Here is a 24,859-nt window from a genome sequence, read left to right on the forward strand (position 1 = left end):
TATGTCCCGGCACGATCCCGGCGCGGTAATCAAACCGTGCCATCCGGCAAATCGGATGTCCCGGTCCGGCACACTGGCGGGTGACAGGGCGGCGCAAAGCGGTTAGCGTGTAAGCGTCATGACCGAATTCGAAACGCATCCTCCCGCCTACACGGAAACCGTTCCAGCCACGGGCCGGCGCCCTTTCGTGTTCGCGGTGCCGCACGCGGGACGGCATTATCCTCGGGACCTTCTATCGGCAAGCGTACTGGACACCAAAACGTTACGGTCCAGCGAAGATGCCTATGTGGACCGTCTGTTCGACAGCGTGCCGGATACAGGCGCCGTCCTGATCGCGGCCACACATGCCCGGGCCTATCTTGACCTGAACCGGGACCCGCGCGAATTGGACCCGCGCCTCATTCACGGCCTCAAAGGCCGGGACGATCTGATGGACAGCGCCAGGGTTCGGGCCGGGCTTGGCCTGATCCCGGCCGTGGTCGGACCTGACATGCCCATTTATAAAGGCAAGCTGGATATCGAGGATGTCCTGTCCCGCCACGACCGTCTGTATATGCCGTATCATAAACGGCTCGGCAACCTTCTGAACGCCTGCATCGCCCAATGGGGCCGGGCGTATCTGATCGATTGTCACTCCATGCCGTCCACTCTGGAACAGAACAGGACGAAGCCTCTTGGCCGAAAGACCATAGAAGCCGACATCGTCCTCGGCGACTGCTGGGGGACCAGTTGCGACCGCGCCTTTACCGCCCTGGCTGAAAGCCTTCTGACCCGCGAGGGTTTTCGGGTGCGCCGCAACATTCCCTATGCCGGTGGGTTCGTGACGGAACATTACGGCCGGCCGGCGGCAAATATTCATGCCCTTCAGATTGAAATCAATCGCGGGATTTACATGGATGAAACCACGCTGGAGCCAAAGGACTGCTTCTGGGACATTGCAGCCCGCCTGTCGCGTTTCGCCGCCGCTCTCATGGCGGCACAGGATGAAGGGGCCACACAGCCCCATACAAAAGAATATGGCAGACGGCTGGCCGCAGAATAACATTCACGGTCGTATCCCTCGGGAAAGCCGGGGTTTCATGCACAGCATCCGGAACACGCCTGAAACATAAAAAAAGGCCACGCAGACACTGCGTGGCCCAGGCTCAGGGAGGAAACGCCCACGGAGGGCATAGCGGCAGGGCCGCCACTCTTCAAGATAAGCCCCATACGGCAATATTCAAGCGTCACCTCCACCGAATACGGCAATATCCTCGCGTCTACCGAGCAACATATTGCCGGGAAAAGATTTTCCGGAATGGATATATGAATGCAAAATGCCGAAGCATTTTCATTCAACCACTATGGAACAGGCAAGCGGAGACAAAAAATCCGCCGACTCCGTATCGCAAGCAGGGCAATAGAATAAATCTCTGACAAATAATCTTGCGGAAAAATCATAAAAGCCAAGGTAAGTTTTAAGAAAAGCGTCATAGAGGCGACACGGTCTTGTCACAGGCAATATGAGATTAAAGCGCCAATATATTATTTATGTAACCAAGGACATTTCGGCTCCATGGACGACGGTCGCACAGCACTTGAACCCGACCCTCGAATGCCTGATCTTCAAATGTCTGAAGACAGCAACCAGGCAAATGACCTCCCCGCCGAAGGGACTTCGGCCCCCGGGCGTGATCATGGCGACAATCTCACGGACACGACTGCCGCCGCCCAGACAGAAATGGGCGACCGGGAAATGGGCGACCGGACAGGGACCAGTGACGGGCCGGAGATGAAAGACGGCGATGCCGGGAAAGCGGTTCCACCCCTGCCCTTTCCGCTGCAGGCACTCGTCGCCGGCATGGACAGCGACCCTGACACGGAAAAAGACGGCGGCACCGCAAGTGCTCGCGGGAAAAAGAAAAAACGCAAATACAGGGCCGTTTTTGTCTCGGACACGCATCTGGGAACACGCGCGGCGCGGGTGGATCTGTTTCTTGATTTCCTGAAATCCGTGGAATGCGAGCAATTGTATCTGGTGGGCGATATCATCGATGGATGGCGTCTGAAGAAAAGCTGGTACTGGGACACCACCCACAATGACGCGATCCGCCGTGTGCTGAAAATGGCCAAGACCGGAACCAAAGTGGTGTACATCCCCGGCAATCACGATGAAGGTTTCCGCGATTTCACCGGCCACAACATGGCTGGCGTCACCATGGTGATGGATGCGATTTTCGAAAGCGCGACAGGCAAGAAATACTGGGTTCTGCATGGGGATGAATTCGACGGCGTCGTTCTGTATGCCAAATGGCTCGCCTATGTCGGCGACTGGGCGTATACGACCCTGTTGAAAATCAACACCGGTTTTAACTGGGTCCGCCGTAAAATGGGGTACAGTTACTGGTCGCTGTCGGCGTATCTGAAACATAAAGTCAAGAATGCGGTGGAATTTATCGGCCATTTCGAAGACGCGGTCGCCGCCGAAGCCGCCCGGCGCGGCGTCGACGGAGTCATTTGCGGCCATATTCACCATGCCGAACGCCGCATGATCGGCAATGTCGAATATCTGAATGACGGTGACTGGGTTGAAAGCTGTACCGCGCTGGTCGAACATGACGATGGGACGTGGGAAATTCTGTACTGGGCCGATGAAGTGGCCGCCCGTATGGAAAAGGCACAGAATTACAAACGCCGGAAAAAGGCACGCCGGAAAATGAAGGCCCCGTCACAGACACCCGTGGCAGCGGAATAGCCGCGGTGGAGAAACACCTGTAATGCGCATTTGCATTGTCACAGATGCCTGGCACCCGCAGGTTAACGGTGTGGTTCGCACCCTGGATACCTTGCGGGGTGAGTTGAAACGCAGTGGCCACAAGGTTCTGGTGCTGAGCCCGAAAATGTTCAGGACCCTTCCCTGTCCCACATATCCTGAAATTCGTCTCAGCGTGAACACACCCTTCCGCCTGTCCGCCATATTGCGGCGCTGGCAGCCCGACGCCATCCATATTGCCACGGAAGGCCCGCTGGGCTGGGCGGCACGGCGCTATTGCCGCAAGAACGGCCTGGCCTTCACCACGGCCTATCACACGGCCTTTCCGGAATATATCGCCGCCCGCAGCCGCCTTCCGGCCAGATGGTTCTACCCGATCTTCAGGCGTTTTCACGCCGCCAGCGAAGGGGTTCTGGTTGCCACGCCAACCGTCCGCGACCAGTTGAGCGACAAGGGGTTCGAGAGGATCGTCCCCTGGACACGCGGGGTGGATACGCGCCTGTTTCACCCGCGTCCGGATGCCCGGTTTGACCTGACCGGTCCCATACAGCTTTATGTGGGACGCGTGGCGGTCGAAAAAAATATCGAGGACTTTCTGAAAGCCCGCGTTCCGGGCACAAAGGTCGTCGTCGGGGACGGACCGGCCCTGTCATCGCTGCGGCAGAAATATCCGGATGTCCGTTTTCTCGGCGCCCTCTTCGGCGAAGACCTGGCACAGGCCTATGCGGCGGCGGATGTTTTCGTCTTTCCGTCCAAAACGGATACCTTCGGACTGGTCATGATTGAGGCACTGGCCTGCGGAACACCGGTCGCCGCCTATCCCGTGCAAGGCCCTCTGGATGTTCTGGGGCCGGACGGCACCGGTCCGTTTGCCAACTGGTCCAAACCCGTTGCCGCTTTGAATGACGATCTGGACACCGCCATCCGGCAGGCTTTGACGCTGGATCGCGGCGACTGCGCCGCCTTTGCCCAGAATTACAGCTGGAATACGGTCACGGAACAATTTGTCACCGCCCTGCGCCCCCTGCCGGTTGAAGAAAGCCACCCGCTTCCTCTTCCCTGACAGCATGAACACATTCCTGTCGCGTATTGGTGACTTGCCTTGCATCCACCGGATGTCTAGGGACAGTGACAGACAGGACAGATCACCGTGCCACTGTTGACAGGACACTGCCATGCCGGACCGCATTACCGCCTCCATCGTGCAATATGCTCCCGTTTTTCTCAATCTGCCGGCCAGCCTTGACCGGCTGGAAGACGGGGTACGCAAGGCAGCGGCCGACGGGTCCGTCCTGATCGCCACCGCCGAATGCTGGCTTCCGGGTTACCCGGTATGGCTGGATTTCGCTCCGGATGCGGCCCTGTGGAACAATGACGGAGCCCAGGCCCTGTTCACGGCCCTGGCCGGAAATGCGGTCACGCACGGAGATCGGCATCTGACCCGCCTGCAGGCCCTCTCGGATGAAACAGGGGCGGTCCTTGTCATCGGCACCCACGAACGCGACGGCAAAACCCTCTACAATACCAGTTTCACTTTTGTGCCCGGCGGCCAGGCCGGACTGCCGCACCGCAAGCTCGTGCCAACCTATACCGAACGCCTTGTATGGGGACGCGGCGACGGATCCACGCTTGTCAGTGCGGACAGTCCGATTGGGCGGATCGGCAATCTGATCTGCTGGGAACACTGGATGCCTCTCGCCCGCGCCGCCATGCACGCCGCCGGCGAGGACTGCCATGTGGCACAGTGGCCTGTGGTCAAGGACATGCATCTGGTCGCCAGCCGGCATTACGCATTCGAAGGCGGCACCCCTGTCATCGCCGCGGGCTCCTACATGCGTAAAAGCGACGTGGTCGACGGGTACCGGTCTTTGGGCACCCCGGCGACGGCGGGCGAAGCCCTGCTGGAGAGCATCGCCGTCAACGGCGTGGGGGAACCGGATGCCGTGATTCACGCCGGCGGCAGCACGATCATCGGCGCCGACGGCGATATCCTGTCAGAGCCCGTCTTCAACCGTGAAGCCATCGTCAGTGCCGAAATCGATATGACCCTGGCGCAAACCCAGGCCCTGACACTGGATACGGACGGCCATTACAGCAGGCCGGACATTTTTGAACTGCATGTCGACACGGCCCCCAGACACGGGGTTGTTTTTTCATCCGTGGATACAAAACAGGTTTAAGCGGTCTCGCGAATGACCGTATTGGTCGGGAAGGGTATGGAAACGCCCTCGCGGTCGAAGGCCTGCTTGACACCTTCCAGCAAATCCCATTTCAGGGCCCAGTAATCGCCGGACAGGCACCAGACACGCACGATCACATCCACTGAAAAGTCCCCCAGGTTGCCAATGACGACCACCGGTGCCGGGTCCGTCTGACACCGGCTGTCGGCGGCAAGCACCCCCTCGATCACGGCCTTGGCTTTCGCCATGTCATCCCCGTAGGAGATACCGAAGACAAGATCGAGCCGCCGACGGTCATGATGGCTGTAATTGATAATGGCACTGCCCCAGACTGTGCTGTTTGGGATGATCTGACGCACATTGTCGGGGGTATCCAGCTCTGTGGTGAACAGGGTAATGGCATCAACGGTGCCCGACTGACCGCCAATCTCGACAAACTGGCCGATCCTGAACGGTCTGAACAAAAGCAGCATCACCCCTGCCGCCACATTGGACAGTGTCCCCTGCAAGGCCAAACCAACGGCCAGACCGGCCGCCCCGAGAACCGCGACAAGACTGGTTGTCTCGACCCCGAACTGGTCCAGGACGGCAATGATGGTCACAAGGATGATGGCATATTTGGCCAGGCTGCCGAGGAACCGGCTGACGGTGGTGTCCATGCGCGCGCTTCTGTCCAGAAGGGCGACAAGCCGGCGCTGGATGAAACCCGCCAGCCAGAAACCGGCGATGATAATGACAGCGGCGGCCACGGCTGACAGTCCAAGGTCCAGCGCCGCCGAGATCAGCGCATCCAGTTGTTCTGAATCCTGTTTTAGAAAATCCACGACGCTTGTCTCCCTGCGATCATGCCCACGGCGACATTAGCATGACAGCCCACGACGGTGTCATGGAAAAGGCCGGACCCGCAGTCAGCGGATCCGGCCTTAATTGCCATATTGCGAATTGACATCCCGCAAGAAACAGGACTTGCGGGCAGCCGCGCCTACCAGATGCTGACGCGCTGCTCCGGCGGCAGATAGAGGGCATTGTCGGACGTCACACCGAAGGCATCGTACCAGGCATCCATATTGCGGACGACGCCGTTCACGCGAAACTCTTCCGGAGAATGGGGATCCGATTTCAAACGCGCCAGCAGGGTCTGCTCTCGGTCCTTGGAACGCCATACCTGTGCCCATGCGAGGAAAAAGCGCTGATCCCCGGTCAAGCCGTCGATCACGAGCGCCTCCTTGCCGTCAAGCGACAGCTTATAGGCATGATACGCCATGGACAGGCCGCCCAGGTCGCCGATGTTTTCGCCAAGGGTGAACCGACCGTCGACCGTGGCGCCTTCAATCGGCTCATACGCATTATACTGGGCCACGAGCGCGTCGGCCCGTTCTTCAAAACGCGCCCGGTCTTCATCGGTCCACCAGTTGCGCTGCACACCCCGTGCATCGGATTTGGACCCCTGATCATCAAAACCATGGCCCATTTCATGACCGATGACCGCGCCAATGGCACCGTAATTGACGGCCGGATCGGCATAAGGGTCAAAGAAGGGCGGTTGCAATATCGCCGCCGGGAAGACGATCTCATTATAGGGTGGATTGTAATAGGCATTGACCGTCTGCGGGGTCATGAACCATTCGTCCCGGTCGGTCGGTCGGTTCAGACGCGCCATATCGAAGTCATAGAAGAAATCCCGCACCCGGACATAGTTGCCGAACAGGTCACCCGCTTCGATATTCAGCCCGTCATAGGTCCGCCATGTATCGGGATAGGCGATTTTGGGCCGGAAGGCGGCCAGTTTTTCCCGTGCAAGAGCCTTGGTATCCTCGCCCATCCAGTCCAACTGGTCGATACGCAGTCCAAGGGCCGTGCGCAGATTTTCCACCAGGCCTTCCATCTGGCGTTTCGCACTTTCGGGGAAATGGCGCTGCACGTAAATCTGACCAAGCGCCTCTCCCAGACTGTCAAGGCCTGAGACAAGCTGCACTCCGCGTTTCCAACGCTCGCGCTGTTCAGGCTGGCCGCGCAGAACCTTGCCGCTGAAATTGAAGCGTGCGGTGTCGACGTCTTCCGACAAAAGAAACGCATGATTGGCGAGTGTGTGGAACGTCAGATACGCCTTCCAGGTTTCAAGCGGCGTTTCGTTGATAATCGCGATAATCGGGTCCATGGCGGACGGGTGGGACAGATTGATCACCGCCACATCGGCACCGGCCCCTGTAAAGAACGCCTGCCAGTCAAAATTCGGATGATGCGTGGACAGTTCGGAAACCTTGGTGGGGTTCAGCGTCTTGTCGCGGTTGCGCCGGTCCGCGCGCGGCCAGTGCGCGCCGGCAATACGCGTTTCCAGTGCCACGATATCCGCCGCGAGGCCGTCGGCCCCGTCCATCCCGGCAAAGGTCAACATTTCCGCGATATGGGCCTGGTACTTCTCCCGGATACCGGTGAACCGGTCGGTATCCTCAAGATAATAATCACGATCCGGCAAGCCTAAGCCACTGTGACCGACGGAGTATTGATATTCATCCGGGTTCAGGCGGTTGATGGACAGCCCGCCGCGAATGGGGGCGGCCCCGCCGGCACGCTCCGCCCGACCGAAGGCGGCCGCCAGATCGCTTTGCCCGTCAATTGCCGAAATAGCCTCCAGGAGAGGTCGGATCGGCGCCATCCCTTTGGCATTCACCGTATTTATATCAAGAAAACTGCCGTAATAATCACCGACAAGCTGCTCCGGCGAGCCGGCGGGTGCGTCGGCGCCAGCCAGGTCGTCAATGATGGCTCTGGTGCGTTCTTCAGACCGGTCACGCAGGATCGTAAAGGCTCCGTAACGGCTTTTGTCCTCCGGGATTTCAAAGGCATCCAGCCAGGTCCCGTTGGCATAGGCAAAAAAGTCGTCGCCCGGATCCAGCGTCACGTTGCGCGCCGTCAGGTCAACCCCGAAATCGCCCAGTTCCGGCATCCCGGCCGTCTGCCCTGCCTGTATGGCATCATTTTGGATCTGATCTTCTTGCGTCTGGCCGTGTTGTGTTTGGCCGTCCGTTCCGGCCTGCCCGCAGGCGGCAACGGCCAGAATCGTGACCAGTGCCGTGGTTCTGAGAAAAGGCGTCATGGCTCCCCCCTGTATCATTTCAGGCGACCGAAACATGAAAACGGTAACGGCCGCACAATCTTTGCATGTATGCCCCTGTCCTTAACGCTTCCATGACAGGAGAGGCAAGCCATTCGCAGGATTTGAGGCAGCCGTCGGCCCGCACGCTTTCGTCAGCGTGTCGGCAAAGCAGCACTGCGGCACGGCAAACGCCAGTTTGCGAACGGCGCAGGGCTTGCCGCTTGCCCCACGGGGACCCTGCGCTTATAAGACGGGCAAATTTTAGCGTGCCCGCCCGGTCTTCCCCCACGACACCGCCGGCCGGGCCAGACAGGTGCCCCCGACATGACGACGCAGACACCCCACCGGCACGACATGCGCAATGTCGCCATCATCGCCCATGTGGACCACGGCAAAACCACGCTGGTAGACAATCTGTTCCGACAGTCCGGAACGGTGCGCGACAATCAGCGGGTCGCCGAGCGGGCCATGGATTCCGGCGACCTTGAACGGGAACGCGGCATTACCATCCTGGCAAAATGCACATCCGTCGAATGGCGGGATACCCGCATCAACATTGTCGACACACCCGGCCACGCCGACTTTGGCGGCGAGGTTGAACGCATCCTGTCCATGGTGGACGGCGTGGTCCTGTTGGTGGACGCGGCGGAAGGGCCGATGCCGCAGACCAAATTCGTTACCCAGAAAGCGCTGAGCCTGGGCTTGAAACCGGTTGTCGTCGTCAACAAGATCGACAAACCGGAGGCGGACCCCGAGGCTGCGACGGATGCCTGTTTCGACCTGTTCGTGGCACTGGACGCCAATGACGAGCAACTGGATTTCCCCATTCTTTACGCCAGTGGCCGCGATGGCTGGGCCGTCACCGACATGGCGGACGAACGAAGCGACCTGTCCCCCCTGTTCGAGACCATCCTGACCCATGTTCCGGCTCCCAGACCGGTGACAAGCGGTGCCGTCGAAAGCCCCTTTGCCATGCTGGTCACCATGCTGGACCGGGACAATTTCCTGGGCCGGGTGCTGACCGGACGGGTCGAGGCCGGCCGGGTCACGGTTGGCGACCCGATCCACGGTTTGGACCGGAACGGCGCCGTCGTGGAAACGGGCCGGGTGACGAAACTGCTGTCCTTTCGCGGTTTGGAGCGGGTTCCGGTCGATACGGCGGAAGCCGGCGATATCATCGCCATTGCCGGCCTCGCGGATGCCACGGTGGCCGACACGCTGGCCAATCCGTCCGTTCTGACGCCGCTTGCGGCCATACCGGTGGACCCACCGACCCTGGCCATGACCTTTTCCGTCAATGACAGTCCATTGGCGGGGCGCGAAGGCAAACAGGTGACATCCCGCGTCATCCGCGACCGTCTTCTGCGCGAGGCGGAAGGCAATGTGGCCATTCGCGTCCGCGAAACGGAAAACAAGGACAGCTTCGAGGTGGCCGGACGCGGTGAATTACAGCTTGGCGTTCTGATCGAGACCATGCGGCGCGAAGGGTTTGAACTGGCGATTTCAAGACCCCGCGTGTTGATGAAAACCGACGAAGCCGGCCACAAGCAGGAACCTTACGAGACCGTTCAGGTTGACGTGGACGAGGCCTATCAGGGTGCCGTGGTCGAAAAACTGTCCCTGCGCAAGGCGGAACTTACGGGCATGACACCGTCCGGCGGCGGCAAGGTACGGCTGACATTCGACGCACCGGCACGCGGTTTGATCGGGTATCACGGCGAATTTCTGACCGATACGCGCGGCACCGGCATCATGAACCGCAGTTTTGACCGCTACGACAGCTATAAAGGCCCGATTACCGGCCGTCAGCGGGGCGTGCTGATCGCCAATTCACCCGGCAAGGCGGTTGCCTATGCCCTGTGGAACCTGGAAGAACGCGGTGTGATCATGGTGGAGCCGGGCGCCGACGTCTATGAAGGCATGATCATCGGCGAAAATTCCCGTGACAATGATCTGGACGTCAATGTTTTGAAGGCCAAACAGCTGACGAATATCCGTGCCGCCGGCAAGGATGATGCCGTAAAACTGACGCCGCCGCGTAAAATGCCGCTTGAGGAAGCGCTGGCCTACATCAACGACGATGAACTGGTCGAAGTGACGCCCGACAGCATCCGCCTGCGCAAACAGTTCCTGAAACCGCATGAACGCAAACGCGCCGCCAAACTGGCCGTGTAAGCACGATTTCCACGCGGCCCGGCCCTTGACAGCGCCGGTCCGTCACCCCATGTCGGTGAGACAAGGCGGGATACACCGCCGGTTTAGACGACAGCAAGGAATTCAGGGAGATCTCTCATGCGCCTTCTTCTGGCTATTCTTATTCCGCCACTGGCTTTTTTCACGATCGGTCGGCCCTTTCAGGGTTTGTTATGCGCGATCCTGTGGCTGACCATGATCGGCTGGCCCATCGCCGCCATCTGGGCCGTCTACAGCCTGACGCAATACCGCAACGAGGAACTGCGCAAGGAAATGAGAGGCGGTTACCGGTAAGGATTTACCGGTAATGCCTGGCCGGGGCTAGGCCGGCATGGCATTCGCCGATACCCCGTGGAAACGGGATGGTGCATAGAGCCGAGGCTCCAGACCGTAAGGCACCATCTCATCCGGGATGGCATCACCGACCAGCAGGGCGGCCGCCAGTGCCGCCCACGCCGGCGATGTCTGAATCCCCCAGCCGCCCTGGCCGACAGACCAGAAAAATGCCGGTGTGACGGCATCAAAACCGATGACGGACAAACGGTCGCGCGCGAATGTCCTGAGCCCCGCCCATTTGGCGTTGATTCTGGGGACCGTCAGGCCTGTTGCCTTTTCAAAATGGTCAATGGCCAGGGCAACGTCCTCCATGTCCGGCTGAATGTCGGTTGGCGGGACGGGTGTCTCATCGGCAGGCGAAATCAGATACCCCTCGCCCTCAGGCTTGAAATAAAACCGTTCGCCGACATCCAGGATCACCGGGCAGGACGGATCGGACGGGCCGGTTTCAAGCCGTGGTGTGGTGACAAGCGTGCGCCGGCAGGGCACAAGCCCGATGGGGTTCACACCGCACCGCCCTGCAACATCGTCTCCCCATGCACCGGCGGCATTGACGAGGACACGGCCGCGCACTTCCCCTTGCGACGTCCTGACATGCCATAGTCCGCCATCATAAACCGCCGTCTCCAGAACGGTGTCGGGCAGGATTGCGTGACCGGCACGGCGCACGGCGCGCAAATATCCCTGATGCAGAGCCGCCACATCCAGATCGCCGCAATCGGGGTCGTCTATGCCCCCTGCGATGTTCCGGCCATCCAGACACGGGGCGCGGGCCAGAACCTCGTCACGGGTCAATATCCGCACACTCGGCAGGGCCGCCATCATATCGCGGGCAATATCGCGCGCCCGGGTCGCCTCGGCATCGCTGAATATATGAATGGCGCCCCGCGGCGTCATCAGGGGGGTGTCACTGAAACCCGTCGGAGGCGTCTGCAAGAACCCCTTGGACGCACTGGTCAAGGGCTGAATGGCAGGACCGCCATAGGTTTCCGCATAAAATGCCGCCGACCGGCCGGTGGTGTGATAACCGGGCTGGGCTTCCATCTCGAGCACGACAAGGCTGGTTCTATCCCTGAGGCAATAGGCGACCCCGGCGCCGGCAATCCCGGCGCCAACGACAATGACATCCACGGCTTTCCTTGTCTTTGTCATGAGTGCGGTCCTTTTGGCGCTGTGCCATCCGTTCCGTCATCGCCTATTTGCATGCCGGTCTGGTTTCCAGTCCCTATGTGTTCTATAGCCGTGAACTTGGCAAGCATGCCATCGCCCGTTTCCTCCTGTCCGGGGTATGTCCACATGGTCAATGACACCTTAATGCCTTCCATCGGGCCATCCGATAGTGCCGCCCTGTCTGCCTTCGCTGAACGGCTGGCAGATGCCGCCGCCGAAATAACATTGCGGCACTTCCGGGCGGATATGACTGTGGACAATAAGGAAAAAACCGGTTTCGATCCCGTAACAATCGCCGATCGCGGCGCTGAAGATGCCATTCGCGCCCTGATCGAGGCGACATATCCCGATCACGGCATAGAGGGCGAGGAAAGACCGCCCAAGCCGGCCGAGGGGCCTTTTACATGGATTCTCGACCCCATTGACGGCACACGATCGTTCATCTGCGGCGTTCCGACATGGGGCACATTGATTGCCCTGTTATATGAAGGCCGCCCCGTGATCGGCGTCATTGACCAGCCCTATCTGAAGGAACGCTATGTGGGCTCGCCCCTGGGGACGACGCTGAACGGAAACGCGATTCGGACCCGTGCCTGCACGGGTTTGAGCGACGCCGTCATGTCCACGGTCGATCCGGATCTGTTTCAGGACGGCGAGCGTGCTGTTTTCGATACCCTGAAGACACGCAGCAAGCTCATTCGCTACAGCCTGGACTGCTATGCCTACGCTATTCTGTCCGCCGGTCATTTTGATCTGATCCTGGAAACCGGGATGAAGCCCTACGACATCATGGCGCTGGTTCCGGTCATACGGGGCGCGGGCGGCATGGTCACGGACTGGTCCGGCAATGAACCCGGCCCCGACGGCAGGCTGGTTGCCCTCGGCGATCCCGGCATGGCCGCAGAGGTGTTACCGCTGCTAACCGTCTGATTTCAACAGCCGAGAAATTCCCGTATGGCGGCCCAGGCCTGCCGCCTTACGTCATCCGTTTCCTTCAGAATTTCATGTTTGGCGCCCTCCAGAGGCACCACCATGCCCTTCGGCAACCGGGCTGCGAAGCGGTCCATGGCACCAAGGTCGACAATGGTGTCCTGCCCGGCACGGAGAATCATCACAGGCACATCGATGGCTTCGGCAAAACCAGGCGCATTCAAACGGTCACAGGACCGTAGCGCAGCCCGCACCCAGCCGAACGTTGCCCCACCCACCGCCAGAGCGGGCTCCTTTTCCGCGATGAAATGATCTTCATCGCGGAACCTCTCCCCGTCATGGGTCAATTGCTTGCGCCAGCCCCACGCCCCCTCACGGAAAGCACTGTGTCCCGGGACATACAGATGATCGAGGCCAAGCAGATGCATGAAATTGGCGAGCCCTTTGGCAAAGCCGGCCGGCAGGCCCCCGGTCGCAATTCCGACCATCGGTGCGGACAGAACCGCCTTGTCGATCAGGCCGGGTTCATCATGCAGAACACGCAGAACCACATGCCCCCCGGCGGAGTGGGCAAGCGCGATATAAGGGCGCGGCAGCCCCTCGGCCTCCAGCCTGCGGATCAGGGCCCGAACATCGCGGACATGATGGTTGAAATTGTCGATCCAGTGCCGTCCGCGATCCTCTCCCGGACGCACGGACAACCCCTGACCGCGCAGGTCCATCGCGGCGGCGGCATACCCCAGGCCACGGACAACCCGCATATCCTCGATATATTTTTCGATGAATTCCGTACGGCCCGGCAAAAATACAACGGTCCCGTGCGGCGTCGCGGGGACATCGCCGCCGTCAGGGCGAGCCGGCAGAACGGCATAGCGCAACATGCCGCCGCCACTGCCGCGCACGGCTTCATATCTGATGGATTTGGGCTCATCCCTCCGGGCGGCCTTGGCCTGCTGCAACAGGCTGTCGAATTCGGATGTCTCCATGCGTGCCGTTTCCCCCTGCGGCCTCTTGAATATTTTGCCACACCATAATTGTCCCGTGGAAACGCGGCAAGCGGATCGACACGGCAAAAGCGTGATGACAGCGGTTTTTTAATGAAAGTAATTTGATTTAATTTCAATACGTTATTGCAAGAAATTGATGATGTTCATTTTCTTTTTCGCAAGACTCCGCTGCCATTCTTCAACACCAATGAAAACGATTTGACAGGCAAGCAGAATGCGGCTCAGGCAAAACAGTCCGGCGGGCTGGACAGGTGTCCTGCGCGCGCTCAGCCGGTTGCGGGCGGACACCGGTGGTTCCTTGCTGCCGATGATCGCGCTTGGCATGATGATGCTGTCGGGCATGGCCGGGCTGGCCGTTGACGGTGTGCGCATTTTTTACGTCAAGGACGTTCTGCAAAAATCGCTGGACGCGGCCGGACTGGCAGCCGGGCGTTCTTTTTCACCGAACGCCATGCGGCAGAATGCCGAAACGATTTTCCACGCCAATTTCAACTCGTCCGGACGAATCGCGCGAATCGGCAGGGTCAATGTCCGTTTCAGCCCCGGAAACCGGAATATCGAGGTTTCCGCGGATGCAACGGTCGCCACGACTTTCATGGCTCTGTTCGGCGTGGACGAAGTCACCTTTTCCGCCAGCACGGAAATCTTCCGCAGTACCCGGGGTATCGAACTGGTGCTGGTCATGGACAATACGGGGTCCATGCGGGCCGGCGGCCGCATGGACGCCATGAAGCAAGCGGCCCGGGACCTTGTGAATATCGTTTATGACAATGAGGACTATCAGGACAATCTGTGGGTCGGTGTCGTCCCCTACACGGCGACGGTGAATATCGGCAACGGCACGCCCCGCCGGCAGTGGCTGGTACAGCCCGGCGATGGAGACGATATCGTCCGCCTGCTTGCCCTGGACGGCACCTATGCACCGACGATTTGGAAAGGCTGCGTTCTTGCCCGTGAGGACGGCGAGGATGAAACCGACACACCGCCCGCGGAAGCCGCTTTCGATCCCTTTCTGTATGAAGACGCGGATGACAACAACTGGATTCGCGGCAGCGACGGCGCGTCCATCTACGATCTGGACGAACGCAATGAAGCACAAAATGACGGGCGCGGCCCCAATCTGGGATGCGGACCGGCGATCACCCCCCTCAACGCGTCGCGGCAACGCATCCTGTCAGCCATCGATGAAATGCTGCCCTGGCACCGGGGCGGAACCACCAGCAATCTGGGACTGGCCTGGGGGTGGCGTGTCATCAGTCCGCGCTGGCGCGGCCTTTGGGGCAGTGGCACCCCGTCCAATCTGCCGCTGGCATATGACACCGCGTTCATGGAGAAAGTGGTTGTCATTCTGACGGACGGACAAAACCAGTTTTTTGACTGGCGGGGCCATGACGAAAACGGCGGCGTCGGCCCCGGAGGGTCCGATTATACCGCGTATGGCCGCCTGGAGACGTTCGGCTTTTCAAACCGCAATGCCGCGCGGGCGGAAATCGACCGGCGGTTCGCCCGCATCTGCACCGCGATGAAGCGGCAGGACATTACCGTGTTCACCATCACGTTCGGCGCCAGCACCGACAGCGAGACACGCCGGCTTTATGAAGACTGTGCCTCCGATCCGGGGTTTTATTTCGACGCCCCTTCGACGGAAACATTGCAGGACAGCTTTATCCGGATCGGCGAGGAACTGGCGGAACTGAGGGTGTCGCGATGAAACATCCACGGACGAAACGCCACCTGACAAAACGTCGTCCGACAAAACGCCGTACAACAAAATGTTGTCTGGCCAAATGCCGGCGCGGGTCGATCACGGTGGAGGTCGGCGTCGCCCTGCCCATGTTGATCACGGCGCTGCTGGGCGGCACGGAAGTCATCCATTTCTTTTTTCTGTCCAGCACCATCGAGAACGCGGTCCTGCATGCGTCGCGCTACGGCATCACGGGAACCACCGAACCGGGCCTGACCCGGCAGGACCGGGTGCGCCAGATCGTCGCCCACCAGACGTTCGGGCGGGTGGACATGGACCATCTGACCATTGATATCCTGGTTTATGACCGTTTTGACGATATCGGCCGGGCCGAACCGTTCCTGGATGAAAATGACAGCGGTTCTTACGAGGAAGGCGAACCCTTCACCGATGTGAACGGCAATGGGCGCTGGGACCCGGACATGGCACGGCTGGGTCTGGGCGGCGGCGGCGACGTGGTGCTGTACCGCGTCAGCTATCCGGCCGAAAGCCTGACCGGTTTTTTCGACTGGGCGCTGACGGATGTCCGGCTACAGGCGGCTGTTGCCGTCCGTAACGAGCCGTTTTGACGCGATGACCCGCACCCGGCATATCCTGTCCCGCCTGTGCCGGAATACCTGTGCCACCGTGCTGGTGGAAACCGCTTTCGCATTGCCTGTTCTGATCAGCCTTGCCATCGGCGCGATTGAAGCGGGCACTTATCTTCTGCTGATGTTGAAGGTACAGCATACGGCCGTGGCCATCGCGGATCTGACGACTCGGGGCGGCAGGCTGGACGAAACCACCCTGCAGGATATCTTTCTCGCCGCACCGCAGACCATGACACCGTTCGAAATGGACGGCAACGCGACCGTCATCATCAATGCGATCGGGCGGACACAACAGTCAGAATACCGCATTCTGTGGCAACGGCGCGGCGCGGGCACCCTGGACAGGGACAGCCGTTTCGGCAGTGCCGGCGCATTGGTGGACCGGGATACCCTGCCCGCCCTGCGCCGTGGAGAAACTGTCGTGGTGACAGAGGTTTACTATGCGTATGAGCCGGTCTTCATGCGCTTTCTGCCACAACAGACAATTCAACGCCTCGCCTTTTTCAGACCAAGAGAAGGTACACTTTCTTCAATATATTAATAGAAAATATATAATCAATTTTATTAAATAACAAATCAATACATAATAAACATTAATTACATAATCTAACATTAATTCTTTTTTTACATGATCATATATATTTTTCACATATTCCAACTTGGCAGCTGGAGATAAAAAATGGCCAACTCTGTTATTAAACTTTTAAAACGACTTCGCCGTGATGACCGCGGCGCAACCGCTATCGAATATGGCTTGATCGCGGCCCTCGTTGCCGTGGGACTGATCGGTACATTGCAGATCCTCGGCAATACGCTGGATACCTTCTTCCAGAATGTGGTGAACGAACTGAACACCGCCACACAGGAAGAAGGCGATCAGCAACAGCAGGATCAGCAACCCGGCTAATCGCCGGCGTGCTTTACGGCACAGGCTGACAGCCTGTTTCGGGGGCCACCGGCGTTTCTGTGGGTGGCCCCTTGTCCAGGCACGGCCTGCCTGCCGCTCCTTTTCATCAAGACAATAGCTGTGGACGCTGAAATGGTGGCTTTACACGGCCTGGCCATCCTTTTCCTGGTGGCTGCCGCCGCACATGATCTGCGCGACAGGCGAATCGATAACAGGATCGTCCTTGCCGTTGCCGGGACCGGTATGGCCCTGGCCGTCCATGCCTGGAGCATGGGCACAGGGGGATTGTCCGCCGCCATCGTCCCCGTTCTGGTCGCGGTCGCTGCCGGCCTACCCTTTGTCGGGCTTTTCGCCCTCGGCCTGATGGGCGGCGGCGACGTGAAACTGATTGCCGCAACCAGTCTGGTGGCCGGCCCGGCGCAAACGGCTGACTTTTTGATCCTGACATGCCTGATGGGCGGCCTTGTCGCGGGCCTGATCTGGGTGCGCGGTATCGCTCTCGGACGCTGTGCGGGGCATTCCCGCGACACAGATTGCCAGACCGTGCCATACGGCGTCGCCATTGCCGGCGCGGGTATCTGGATCAGCCTGTCGGCAATCGCCGGCGCGTTGCCGGCGGAGATAGCGTCATGACCTTGCGCAGTGTGATTCTGCTGGGCATCGCCGGGGTCAGCGCGCTGAGCATGGTCCTGCTGGTCCGGGCCTTTCTAAGCGAGGCACGCACCGACCGTCCGGAGGCAAATATCAATACCGATGTGCAGGGCATACTGGTGGCCACCCGCACCCTGCATGTGGGGGCCCGGCTGGGCGAGGAAGACGTTACCTGGCAGGACTGGCCCGAGGATGCCTTGAACGCCGCCTATATCGGACGTGGGCGCCCCTTGTCCGACGTCACGGGCAAAATCGTCCGCCGGCCGATTATGGCCGGCATTCCGGTGACCGATGACGCCCTGGTCACACCCGGCGACCGAAGCCATCTGGCCGCCGTTCTGACGCCGGGGATGCGCGCCATGACAGTCAGTCTGGGACCGGTCACCGGCCTTGCGGGATTTGTCTTCCCCGGTGATCGTGTCGATCTGGTCATGACCTATCGGGTCGAGGATGACAAACGACGCCGCCACGCCGTATCGCAGACCGTCTTGCGAAATGTGCGTGTCCTGGCCGTGGATCAGCGCAGCGGGCGCGACGCGGAGGAAGTGCGGGAAATCGACACGGCCACGCTCGAGGTCACCCCGGCCATGGCGGAACGGGTGGCCATTGCCAGTCAGCTTGGCCGGCTGTCCCTGACCCTGAGAAGCCTGGAGCGCAATGGCGACGATCCTCTGACGGACCCGGCCAGCCCACCGCTGGTCGCCACCATGTCCGCCACCACCGACGCGGATATAAGCCCCTTCATGGACCCCATCGGCGGGCGGCGGACAGCAGGTCGTGTGCGGATCGCACGCGGCAACCGCGTCAGCACCGTGGACACGGCGACAACACGGCTGGTCACCACCGACAATGACGGCGGTGAAAGGCAGGAAAACCCATGATCCGGTTCAGATCATACGTCGCGGGTGTCTGTATCTATCTGGGTTTCAGCCTGATCGCGGCCAGTCTGATCGTGGTCGGTCTGGCGGCAACGGCACTGGCCTCCGCCGTGCCCGCGCTTGCCAATACGGCGGATGCGGGGCGGCGGGTGGATGCGGATGCCACGCCGCTGGCACTTGAAATCAACAAGGGTCTTTTGATCCGCCTGGACCGTCCCGCCAGCGATGTCTTCATCGCCAATCCGAAAGTGGCCGACATACAGGTCAAATCGCCCCGCCTGATCTATCTGTTCGGCACCGCGCAGGGCGAGACCAGTTTCTACGCCGTCGATGATGATGATCGTGTCATTTACGGCGCGTCCGTGTCCGTCATTCAGAATTTGAGCCGGCTGCGCACAGCCATCGCCCAACTGCTTCCGGACACCCGCATCACCGTCAGCGCCATCGGTGACATGGTGGTTCTGTCCGGACATGTCATGTCGCCGCTGGAAGCGGATACCGCCGTCCGGCTGGCACAGTCGCTGTCGGACACGGAAGAGGTGATGAACCGCCTGTCCATCCTGCAGCCGACACAGGTCAATTTACGTGTCCGGATTGCCGAGGTTTCCCGGAACGTCCTGAAACAGATCGGCTTCAACTGGGAAGGTGGACTGTTCGGCGGCAGCTTCGGCATCGGTGCCTTTACAGGCCGGGACGTGGTCCGCACCGTCCGCGACACGGCCACCAACCTGCCGACACGGGAATTCATTGTCAATGAAACGGTCAGCAGTATTTTCGGCAGCATCACCACGGGCAATCTGGATCTGAACTATGCCATCGACGCCCTGGACCAGGAAGGGTTTCTCCGCGTTCTCGCCGAGCCCAACCTGACGGCCATCACCGGCGAAAACGCCAACTTTCTGGCCGGCGGTGAATTTCCGGTCCCCGTCCCCAACCTGAACGGTATCGGTATCGAGTATCGTGCCTTCGGCATCTCGCTGGACTTTACCCCCACCGTACTTGACACCGGCCGCATCAGCATGCGGGTCCGGCCGGAGGTCAGCGACCTGTCCACGGCCGGAGCCCTGCGGATTGACGGTATCGCCGTTCCGTCGATCAGCACACGCCGGGCGGAAACCACCATCGAACTGGGAAGCGGTCAGTCTTTTGCCATTGCCGGCCTGCTTCAGAACCGCACGGTCCAGGACGCCCGCAAGGTTCCGGGTCTGGGCGACATTCCCATTCTGGGGGCGCTGTTCCGGTCCGATGACTTTCGCCGCGAGGAAACCGAACTGCTGATCGTTGTGACACCGTATGTGGTGCGGCCAGTGGACGACCGCATGATCGTCCTTCCGACAGACGGCTTTACCGCTCCGGGCGATGCGGACCGCTACCTCAAGGACCAGCGCTGGCGTCCCGGCCTTGAAGCCGCCCGCCTTTCCCGTGAAAGCGGAAGGGCGCTGGCCCCAGGCCAGCGCGCGGGTTTTCAACTGCCGTGACGCCCTAAAGGAAAAGCCCGATGACTTTTTTCATGGAGAAAGCAATGACAGTACCGCCGATACCGCGCGGGGCACTCATCAGGGCCGTCATGCTGTGTGCGGTCATGGGGCATGTCAGTGCCTGCCTGCCCGCACACAGCGGGATGGCGACACCGGCCGAGGTGGCCGCCCGGCCCGGTGTCACCCTTGTCCGGCTGACCCACGACATTACCGGCGAGGCTGACGGCAGCGAAACCCTGAGCGAAGCGACACAAGCCGCGCTCCAGCATTTTCTGACCAGTCAACGCGTCGGGTACGGCGATGTCCTGTATCTGGATACAGGCGGCGGCCTGCCGATTGCCCGGCAGGCCATGATTCTGGAATTTCTGGCAGACCGGGGGATCCGCTATGGCGGCCCCGGCACCTATGGCCCCGCGCCGGAGACAGGCGCGGCCCGTCTTTATGTGGAACGCTACCGGCTTGATACGCCGGCCTGTCCCAACTGGCAGGCTGAACTGTCCGCCGAACGCAGTAACAATGAAAGCGCCCATTTCGGATGCGCAACGACTGTAACGCTGGCCCGTATGACGGCGAACCCCCACCATCTGGTCGCTGGCACCGCAACGGATAGCGCGGCAGTGGACGTCCGGGCTGCCAGAGCCATCACAACCCTGCAACAGGAACTGTCAGGGGGCAATGGCGGGTCCTTCCTGTCCTCGCTTTTCGGGGGCGGCCCCGGACGACGCTGAGCTAGGAACAGACAGCGATGGGCCAAGAATAGACGGCGCTGAGCAGGGAGACGCGCGGACATGCGGCAGGATACACACACCCTTTCGGACACCAGCCCCCGCCATGGGACGCGGAAAGCGGATCGCCCTCTGTTCGGAGGGTTCATCGCCGACGAAACAACAGCGGGTCTTGTCAGGACGGCAGTGGCAGAAAAAGGATGGGATACGACGGCTCTGAAATCCGGCACCATCGCGGCTGCCGTCAGGGGGCTTGCGGCCGGTGCACGTCCCCGTTTCCTGATGGTTGACCTGACCGGCAGTCAGGATCCCAGAAATGACGTCCAGGCCCTGGCCGATGTCTGCGACCAAGAAACGGTGGTGGTGGCGCTGGGCACTGTCAATGATGTGGGTCTTTACCGCGATCTCAACGCGTCAGGCGTCCATGACTATCTGGTCAAACCGGTGACACAGCAGCAACTGCACTGGGTTCTGGACGATGTGGACGCGGTGCTGAGCGTTGCATGCGGGGATACGGACAGCGCGGCATCTCCGGACAGGCCCGCATCCAATACGGGCTTTATCGGCGTACGGGGAGGCATTGGCACCAGTACCCTTGTTGCCAATATGGGCTGGGCACTGGCCATGCGGGGTGTCGATACCGCTCTGGTCGACTTCGACCTCGTATTCGGGACACTGGCCCTTCAATTCGATCTGGAGCCTGGGCGCGGACTTCTGGACGCACTTGAAAATCCCCATCGTATCGATGGTCTGTTTCTGGAACGGGCCATGGTCAAGCCGCACAACCGGTTGTCCATACTGGGAACGGAAGCCGCGCCCGGCATGCCGCAGAACGACACCCCGCACAGGACCACAGACGGCGCGCAGCAGGATGTGGAGGCTCATCTTATAGACAGACTGGGGGAGCGCTACGGCGCAGTTCTCGCCGACATCCCGCGGGAGGCCGCCATCCGCCGGCCCGACCTGCTGGCCCGCATGACGGATATAGTTCTGGTCGCCGATTTTTCCGTGGCGGCGGCACGCGACTGCATCAGGTTGAAGGCTTTTCTGAAAACAGCGGCACCGGACGTGAACACACATCTGATGATCAGTATGGCGGGGTGCATGGCCGGCGATGTATCGCGGCGCGACTTCGAAACCTCGGTGGAACTGCCGGTGTCGGCGGTCATCCCCTATGACCCGAAGGGCTTCCAGATCGCGGTTCAGAAAGACAAGCCCGTCGTCGAGGCCGCGCCCAGGAGCAAGGCATCCCGCGCCATACTGGCCTGGACGGAATCCTCTTTCGGCCTGACGCGGCAAAGCAAGGCATCCGCGCTGCGCTGGTTGCGCCCCGACGCTCTTCAAAAGGTTCGAAAGCGCGATCCGCGACAGCGGGCACAGCCCTTATCACAGGACCGCGATGATAACGGTCCGATGGCCGGGCCGGCACGACAACAGGCCGGCGGAACGGCGTGATGAATATGATACGTCAGGGGCGCTTCGTGACAGGGCGGCGCGCGCAGCGTGTCGGCGGCCTGTCACGTGGGCCCAACGGATCGGTCAGGGATACCCCGCATTCCGGCCGACGCGACGCAGACCCGGCGGCAGAAGACGCAGCCCCCATCCGGGACAAGCCGAAAACACCCGCACACGGCGCCGCCGCGCCGACGGCACGCGATACCGCGCTGGAGCACATGCTTGAGGAAGCCGCCGCTGCCCTGCAAAGCCGCTTTACGGCTGAAAAGCTGCGCCTGATCGACAAGACAGCCCTGACGGATGAGCTGGAAATGCTGCTGCGTCCGCGTATCGCGGCCCACGCGCATACCCTTGGCGAGACCGATCTGGCGGACAGCGTGACCTACCTTCTGGACATGGTTGAACGACAGATCGGCCCTGTCGGCCGGGACCCCCTGACCACACGGAAAACCGAGCTGGCCGAACAGGACACCAAACGCACCGTCATCGCGGCCAAAACCCGCATCCACCCCCTTTTGATGACGCATATCGACGCAGGCGCGGCTGCGGCCCTGCCGCGCGACGAACTGGCGGATCAGGTCAGCGATGTGGTCGGGGACCTGCTGGTTCAGGAGAAAATTCACCTGAACCTGAAAGAACAGGGTGCCCTGGTGTCACTGCTGCTGGATGACATGCTGGGTCTGGGCCCCCTGGAGCCGCTGCTGGCGGATGCGGACATTTCCGACATCATGGTCAACGGCACCGATCAGGTCTATGTGGAAAAGGGCGGTCGGCTGGTCCTGACGGACGTCAGGTTCAGGGATCGTCAGCATCTGATGAATATCGCGCAGCGGGTCGTCACCGCCGTTGGCCGGCGGGTCGATGAAAGCACGCCCATATGCGACGCGCGTCTCGCGGACGGCAGCCGCGTCAATGTCATCATTCCGCCGCTGGCCATCGACGGGGCATCGATTTCCATCCGGAAATTTTCCCAGGACAAGCTGACGCTGGATAAAATGCTGTCCTATGGCAGTGTGTCGGCACCGCTGGCCACCCTGTTGAAAATCGTCGGCGCCTGCCGCCTCAACATCTTGATTTCCGGTGGCACCGGCTCGGGCAAAACCACCATGCTGAATGCCCTGTCACGGATGATTGACCAGGGCGAGCGTATCGTGACCATCGAGGACGCAGCGGAACTGCAACTGCAACAACCGCATGTGGTGCGTCTGGAGACACGGCCGTCAAATCTGGAAGGGCACGGCGAAGTCACCATCCGCGACCTTGTCAGGAACGCGCTGCGGATGCGGCCGGACCGGATCATCGTCGGCGAGATTCGCGGCGGTGAGGCCATAGACATGCTTCAGGCCATGAATACCGGCCATGACGGGTCCATGGGCACCATCCACGCCAACCGTCCGCGCGAGGCCCTGACCCGCCTGGAAAACATGGTGAATATGGCCGGTCTGAATTTACCGTCCAAAGCCATCCGCGAACAGATCGCCGCCTCGCTCGATCTGGTCGTGCAGGTACAGCGCATGCGCGACGGCAGCCGGCGCACGGTCTTTGTCACCGAAGTGGTCGGCATGGAAGGAGACGTCATCACCACGCAGGACCTGTTCCAGTTCATTTACACCGGCGAAGATACGGACGGACGCCTGACCGGCGATTTCCATGCCAGCGGCGTGCGCCCCCATTTTCTGCCGAAAGCGGAATATTTCGGACTGGACAAGGCCCTGATGGAGGTGATGAGTGGCTGAGCCCCGGACCAATGGACGGATCGTACGCAACGGGGCACGGCGGTGAACCAGACCGTGTTCATACTGGCCCTTGGCCTGATGCTGGTCATGGCCGGAAGCCTGACCGCCCTTGTCCTCGGTCAGATGGACAATGGACGCAAACACACACGCGAACGGCTGTCGCGGTTGCAGGCGCGCTTTGGCGGGCAGTCGCAGGGACCCACCCACGACAAGCCACAGTCCATTCGGCTGGACAAAAGCCAGCCTCATGGCTGGATTGACCGTTTCGCGGTCATCCTGCCCCGGCGCGACGTACTCGCCCTGCGGCTGGCGCGGGCCGGTCTGGACCCTTCACTGGGCCAGTACGCAGGGGCTTGTGCGGTGGCGAGCCTGGCCGCCGTCATGGTGTTTTCGGCGATGGACCTACCGCTTCTGTTTGCGCTGCCCGCCGGTTTCAGCCTTGGCTTCGGGGGTGGGCACCTGCTGGTCACCCATCTGATCAAACGGCGGCTGGCCCTATTCACCAAACAGTTTCCAGAGGCCATTGATCTTATGGTGCGCGGTCTCAAATCCGGGCTTCCGGTCAATGAATGCATCGCCGGCATTGCCGACGAACTGCCGGCGCCGACAGGCCTTGAATTCAGGCGTGTGACGGATGCCATGCGGCTTGGTCACACCCTGGAACAGGCCCTGTGGTCCGCCAGCGACCGTCTGGGCACGACCGATTTCAAGTTTTTCGTCATCAGCCTGTCCGTCCAGAAGGAAACCGGCGGCAATCTCGGCGAAACCCTAGGGAACCTGGCAGCCATATTGCGGCACCGGCAGGCCATGAAGCTGAAGGTCAAGGCCCTGTCATCGGAAGCCAAGGCCAGTGCCATGATCGTCGGGGCCCTGCCTTTTGTCATGCTCGGGCTGATCCTGCTGTTGAATTATGACTATGGCATCGTGCTGTTCACCAACCCCATGGCCATTGCCTTTGCCGCAGGCGCCCTGATCTGGATGGGGTTAGGTATTTTCGTCATGGTGCGCATGATCCGGTTCGAGGTGTAGA

The 24,859-nt window shown here is 60.6% G+C and carries 22 protein-coding genes; 18 read left to right on the forward strand and 4 right to left on the reverse strand.

Going from position 1 to position 24,859, the window contains the following annotated elements:
* The first annotated feature begins 118 nt into the window (after window positions 1-118).
* From BXY39_RS04755 to BXY39_RS04770, 4 genes are all read left to right on the forward strand, one after another.
* A complete protein-coding gene (locus BXY39_RS04755; protein ID WP_121937647.1) occupies window positions 119-1,042 on the forward strand; it encodes an N-formylglutamate amidohydrolase in 924 nt (307 codons plus the stop codon).
* A gap of 798 nt (window positions 1,043-1,840) precedes the next feature.
* A complete protein-coding gene (locus tag BXY39_RS04760; protein ID WP_121937745.1) occupies window positions 1,841-2,734 on the forward strand; it encodes a metallophosphoesterase in 894 nt (297 codons plus the stop codon).
* Between the two features lie 22 nt (window positions 2,735-2,756).
* On the forward strand, window positions 2,757-3,815 hold the full coding sequence (locus tag BXY39_RS04765; protein ID WP_121937648.1) for a glycosyltransferase family 4 protein: 1,059 nt from the start codon (window positions 2,757-2,759) through the stop codon (window positions 3,813-3,815).
* A 112-nt stretch (window positions 3,816-3,927) separates the two neighbouring features.
* Window positions 3,928-4,932, forward strand: a complete 1,005-nt coding sequence (locus tag BXY39_RS04770; protein WP_121937649.1) for a carbon-nitrogen hydrolase family protein — start codon at window positions 3,928-3,930, stop codon at window positions 4,930-4,932.
* Here BXY39_RS04770 and BXY39_RS04775 read toward each other — a convergent pair.
* Entirely contained in the window at window positions 4,929-5,756 is an 828-nt protein-coding gene (locus tag BXY39_RS04775; RefSeq protein ID WP_211332082.1) for a mechanosensitive ion channel family protein, read from the reverse strand. The genes BXY39_RS04770 and BXY39_RS04775 overlap by 4 nt on opposite strands.
* A 158-nt stretch (window positions 5,757-5,914) precedes the next feature.
* Complete coding sequence (locus BXY39_RS04780) at window positions 5,915-8,029, reverse strand: M13 family metallopeptidase (protein WP_121937650.1); 2,115 nt, start codon at window positions 8,027-8,029, stop codon at window positions 5,915-5,917.
* Window positions 8,030-8,353: 324 nt separating this feature from the next.
* Between BXY39_RS04780 and typA the strand changes: the two genes are divergently transcribed.
* Both typA and BXY39_RS04790 read left to right on the forward strand, forming a co-directional pair.
* Window positions 8,354-10,204, forward strand: a complete 1,851-nt coding sequence (gene typA, locus BXY39_RS04785; protein WP_211332083.1) for a translational GTPase TypA — start codon at window positions 8,354-8,356, stop codon at window positions 10,202-10,204.
* A 117-nt stretch (window positions 10,205-10,321) separates the two neighbouring features.
* The gene (locus BXY39_RS04790) at window positions 10,322-10,516 is read left to right on the forward strand and encodes a YqaE/Pmp3 family membrane protein (protein WP_121937652.1); all 195 of its coding nucleotides are present in this window, start codon (window positions 10,322-10,324) and stop codon (window positions 10,514-10,516) included.
* A gap of 27 nt (window positions 10,517-10,543) precedes the next feature.
* Here BXY39_RS04790 and BXY39_RS04795 read toward each other — a convergent pair whose 3' ends face one another.
* Complete coding sequence (locus tag BXY39_RS04795; RefSeq protein ID WP_121937653.1) at window positions 10,544-11,710, reverse strand: NAD(P)/FAD-dependent oxidoreductase; 1,167 nt, start codon at window positions 11,708-11,710, stop codon at window positions 10,544-10,546.
* A 162-nt stretch (window positions 11,711-11,872) separates the two neighbouring features.
* Between BXY39_RS04795 and hisN the strand changes: the two genes are divergently transcribed.
* On the forward strand, window positions 11,873-12,658 hold the full coding sequence (hisN, locus tag BXY39_RS04800) for a histidinol-phosphatase (RefSeq protein WP_121937654.1): 786 nt from the start codon (window positions 11,873-11,875) through the stop codon (window positions 12,656-12,658).
* 2 nt (window positions 12,659-12,660) lie between these two features.
* On the opposite strand, the gene BXY39_RS04805 is transcribed toward hisN, so the two are convergent.
* Entirely contained in the window at window positions 12,661-13,644 is a 984-nt protein-coding gene (locus BXY39_RS04805; protein ID WP_121937655.1) for an alpha/beta fold hydrolase, read from the reverse strand.
* Between the two features lie 235 nt (window positions 13,645-13,879).
* On the opposite strand from BXY39_RS04805, the gene BXY39_RS04810 reads away from it, so the two are divergent.
* From BXY39_RS04810 to BXY39_RS04860, 11 genes are all read left to right on the forward strand, one after another.
* Window positions 13,880-15,376 (forward strand): pilus assembly protein TadG-related protein, encoded by a 1,497-nt coding sequence (locus BXY39_RS04810; RefSeq protein ID WP_121937656.1) that lies wholly within the window; start codon window positions 13,880-13,882, stop codon window positions 15,374-15,376.
* Complete coding sequence (locus tag BXY39_RS04815; protein ID WP_121937657.1) at window positions 15,373-15,978, forward strand: TadE/TadG family type IV pilus assembly protein; 606 nt, start codon at window positions 15,373-15,375, stop codon at window positions 15,976-15,978. The genes BXY39_RS04810 and BXY39_RS04815 overlap by 4 nt, the downstream gene beginning before the upstream one ends.
* Window positions 15,932-16,540, forward strand: coding sequence for a TadE/TadG family type IV pilus assembly protein (locus BXY39_RS04820; RefSeq protein WP_147453477.1), 609 nt, complete (start codon window positions 15,932-15,934; stop codon window positions 16,538-16,540). The genes BXY39_RS04815 and BXY39_RS04820 overlap by 47 nt, the downstream gene beginning before the upstream one ends.
* A 138-nt stretch (window positions 16,541-16,678) precedes the next feature.
* Complete coding sequence (locus BXY39_RS04825; protein ID WP_121937659.1) at window positions 16,679-16,906, forward strand: Flp family type IVb pilin; 228 nt, start codon at window positions 16,679-16,681, stop codon at window positions 16,904-16,906.
* Between the two features lie 132 nt (window positions 16,907-17,038).
* Window positions 17,039-17,539, forward strand: a complete 501-nt coding sequence (locus BXY39_RS04830) for an A24 family peptidase (RefSeq protein ID WP_121937660.1) — start codon at window positions 17,039-17,041, stop codon at window positions 17,537-17,539.
* Complete coding sequence (gene cpaB, locus BXY39_RS04835) at window positions 17,536-18,438, forward strand: Flp pilus assembly protein CpaB (protein ID WP_170163627.1); 903 nt, start codon at window positions 17,536-17,538, stop codon at window positions 18,436-18,438. The genes BXY39_RS04830 and cpaB overlap by 4 nt, the downstream gene beginning before the upstream one ends.
* Window positions 18,435-19,913 carry a type II and III secretion system protein family protein gene (locus BXY39_RS04840; protein WP_121937662.1) on the forward strand — a complete coding sequence of 493 codons (1,479 nt, stop codon included), beginning with the start codon at window positions 18,435-18,437 and terminating at the stop codon, window positions 19,911-19,913. The genes cpaB and BXY39_RS04840 overlap by 4 nt, the downstream gene beginning before the upstream one ends.
* 44 nt (window positions 19,914-19,957) lie before the next feature.
* Window positions 19,958-20,641, forward strand: coding sequence for a CpaD family pilus assembly lipoprotein (locus tag BXY39_RS04845; RefSeq protein ID WP_170163628.1), 684 nt, complete (start codon window positions 19,958-19,960; stop codon window positions 20,639-20,641).
* Between the two features lie 60 nt (window positions 20,642-20,701).
* Entirely contained in the window at window positions 20,702-22,093 is a 1,392-nt protein-coding gene (locus BXY39_RS04850; RefSeq protein WP_121937664.1) for a CpaE/TadZ family protein, read from the forward strand.
* On the forward strand, window positions 22,093-23,829 hold the full coding sequence (locus BXY39_RS04855; protein ID WP_245998963.1) for a TadA family conjugal transfer-associated ATPase: 1,737 nt from the start codon (window positions 22,093-22,095) through the stop codon (window positions 23,827-23,829). The genes BXY39_RS04850 and BXY39_RS04855 overlap by 1 nt, the downstream gene beginning before the upstream one ends.
* A 42-nt stretch (window positions 23,830-23,871) precedes the next feature.
* Entirely contained in the window at window positions 23,872-24,858 is a 987-nt protein-coding gene (locus BXY39_RS04860; RefSeq protein ID WP_121937665.1) for a type II secretion system F family protein, read from the forward strand.
* Window position 24,859 lies beyond the last annotated feature (1 nt).

Source organism: Eilatimonas milleporae, assembly GCF_003688555.1.
Classification (GTDB): Bacteria; Pseudomonadota; Alphaproteobacteria; order Sphingomonadales; family Kordiimonadaceae; genus Eilatimonas; species Eilatimonas milleporae.

Excerpts from the sequence above, each read along its gene's own strand:
- BXY39_RS04755 (WP_121937647.1), top strand. The coding sequence starts at position 119 with ATGACCGAATTCGAAACGCATCCTCCCGCCTACACGGAAACCGTTCCA.
- BXY39_RS04760 (WP_121937745.1), top strand. The coding sequence starts at position 1,841 with ATGGACAGCGACCCTGACACGGAAAAAGACGGCGGCACCGCAAGTGCT.
- BXY39_RS04765 (WP_121937648.1), top strand. The coding sequence starts at position 2,757 with ATGCGCATTTGCATTGTCACAGATGCCTGGCACCCGCAGGTTAACGGT.
- BXY39_RS04770 (WP_121937649.1), top strand. The coding sequence starts at position 3,928 with ATGCCGGACCGCATTACCGCCTCCATCGTGCAATATGCTCCCGTTTTT.
- BXY39_RS04780 (WP_121937650.1), bottom strand. The coding sequence starts at position 8,029 with ATGACGCCTTTTCTCAGAACCACGGCACTGGTCACGATTCTGGCCGTT.
- typA (WP_211332083.1), top strand. The coding sequence starts at position 8,354 with ATGACGACGCAGACACCCCACCGGCACGACATGCGCAATGTCGCCATC.
- BXY39_RS04790 (WP_121937652.1), top strand. The coding sequence starts at position 10,322 with ATGCGCCTTCTTCTGGCTATTCTTATTCCGCCACTGGCTTTTTTCACG.
- BXY39_RS04795 (WP_121937653.1), bottom strand. The coding sequence starts at position 11,710 with ATGACAAAGACAAGGAAAGCCGTGGATGTCATTGTCGTTGGCGCCGGG.
- hisN (WP_121937654.1), top strand. The coding sequence starts at position 11,873 with ATGCCTTCCATCGGGCCATCCGATAGTGCCGCCCTGTCTGCCTTCGCT.
- BXY39_RS04805 (WP_121937655.1), bottom strand. The coding sequence starts at position 13,644 with ATGGAGACATCCGAATTCGACAGCCTGTTGCAGCAGGCCAAGGCCGCC.
- BXY39_RS04810 (WP_121937656.1), top strand. The coding sequence starts at position 13,880 with ATGCGGCTCAGGCAAAACAGTCCGGCGGGCTGGACAGGTGTCCTGCGC.
- BXY39_RS04815 (WP_121937657.1), top strand. The coding sequence starts at position 15,373 with ATGAAACATCCACGGACGAAACGCCACCTGACAAAACGTCGTCCGACA.
- BXY39_RS04820 (WP_147453477.1), top strand. The coding sequence starts at position 15,932 with ATGTCCGGCTACAGGCGGCTGTTGCCGTCCGTAACGAGCCGTTTTGAC.
- BXY39_RS04825 (WP_121937659.1), top strand. The coding sequence starts at position 16,679 with ATGGCCAACTCTGTTATTAAACTTTTAAAACGACTTCGCCGTGATGAC.
- BXY39_RS04830 (WP_121937660.1), top strand. The coding sequence starts at position 17,039 with ATGGTGGCTTTACACGGCCTGGCCATCCTTTTCCTGGTGGCTGCCGCC.
- cpaB (WP_170163627.1), top strand. The coding sequence starts at position 17,536 with ATGACCTTGCGCAGTGTGATTCTGCTGGGCATCGCCGGGGTCAGCGCG.
- BXY39_RS04840 (WP_121937662.1), top strand. The coding sequence starts at position 18,435 with ATGATCCGGTTCAGATCATACGTCGCGGGTGTCTGTATCTATCTGGGT.
- BXY39_RS04845 (WP_170163628.1), top strand. The coding sequence starts at position 19,958 with ATGACAGTACCGCCGATACCGCGCGGGGCACTCATCAGGGCCGTCATG.
- BXY39_RS04850 (WP_121937664.1), top strand. The coding sequence starts at position 20,702 with ATGCGGCAGGATACACACACCCTTTCGGACACCAGCCCCCGCCATGGG.
- BXY39_RS04855 (WP_245998963.1), top strand. The coding sequence starts at position 22,093 with ATGAATATGATACGTCAGGGGCGCTTCGTGACAGGGCGGCGCGCGCAG.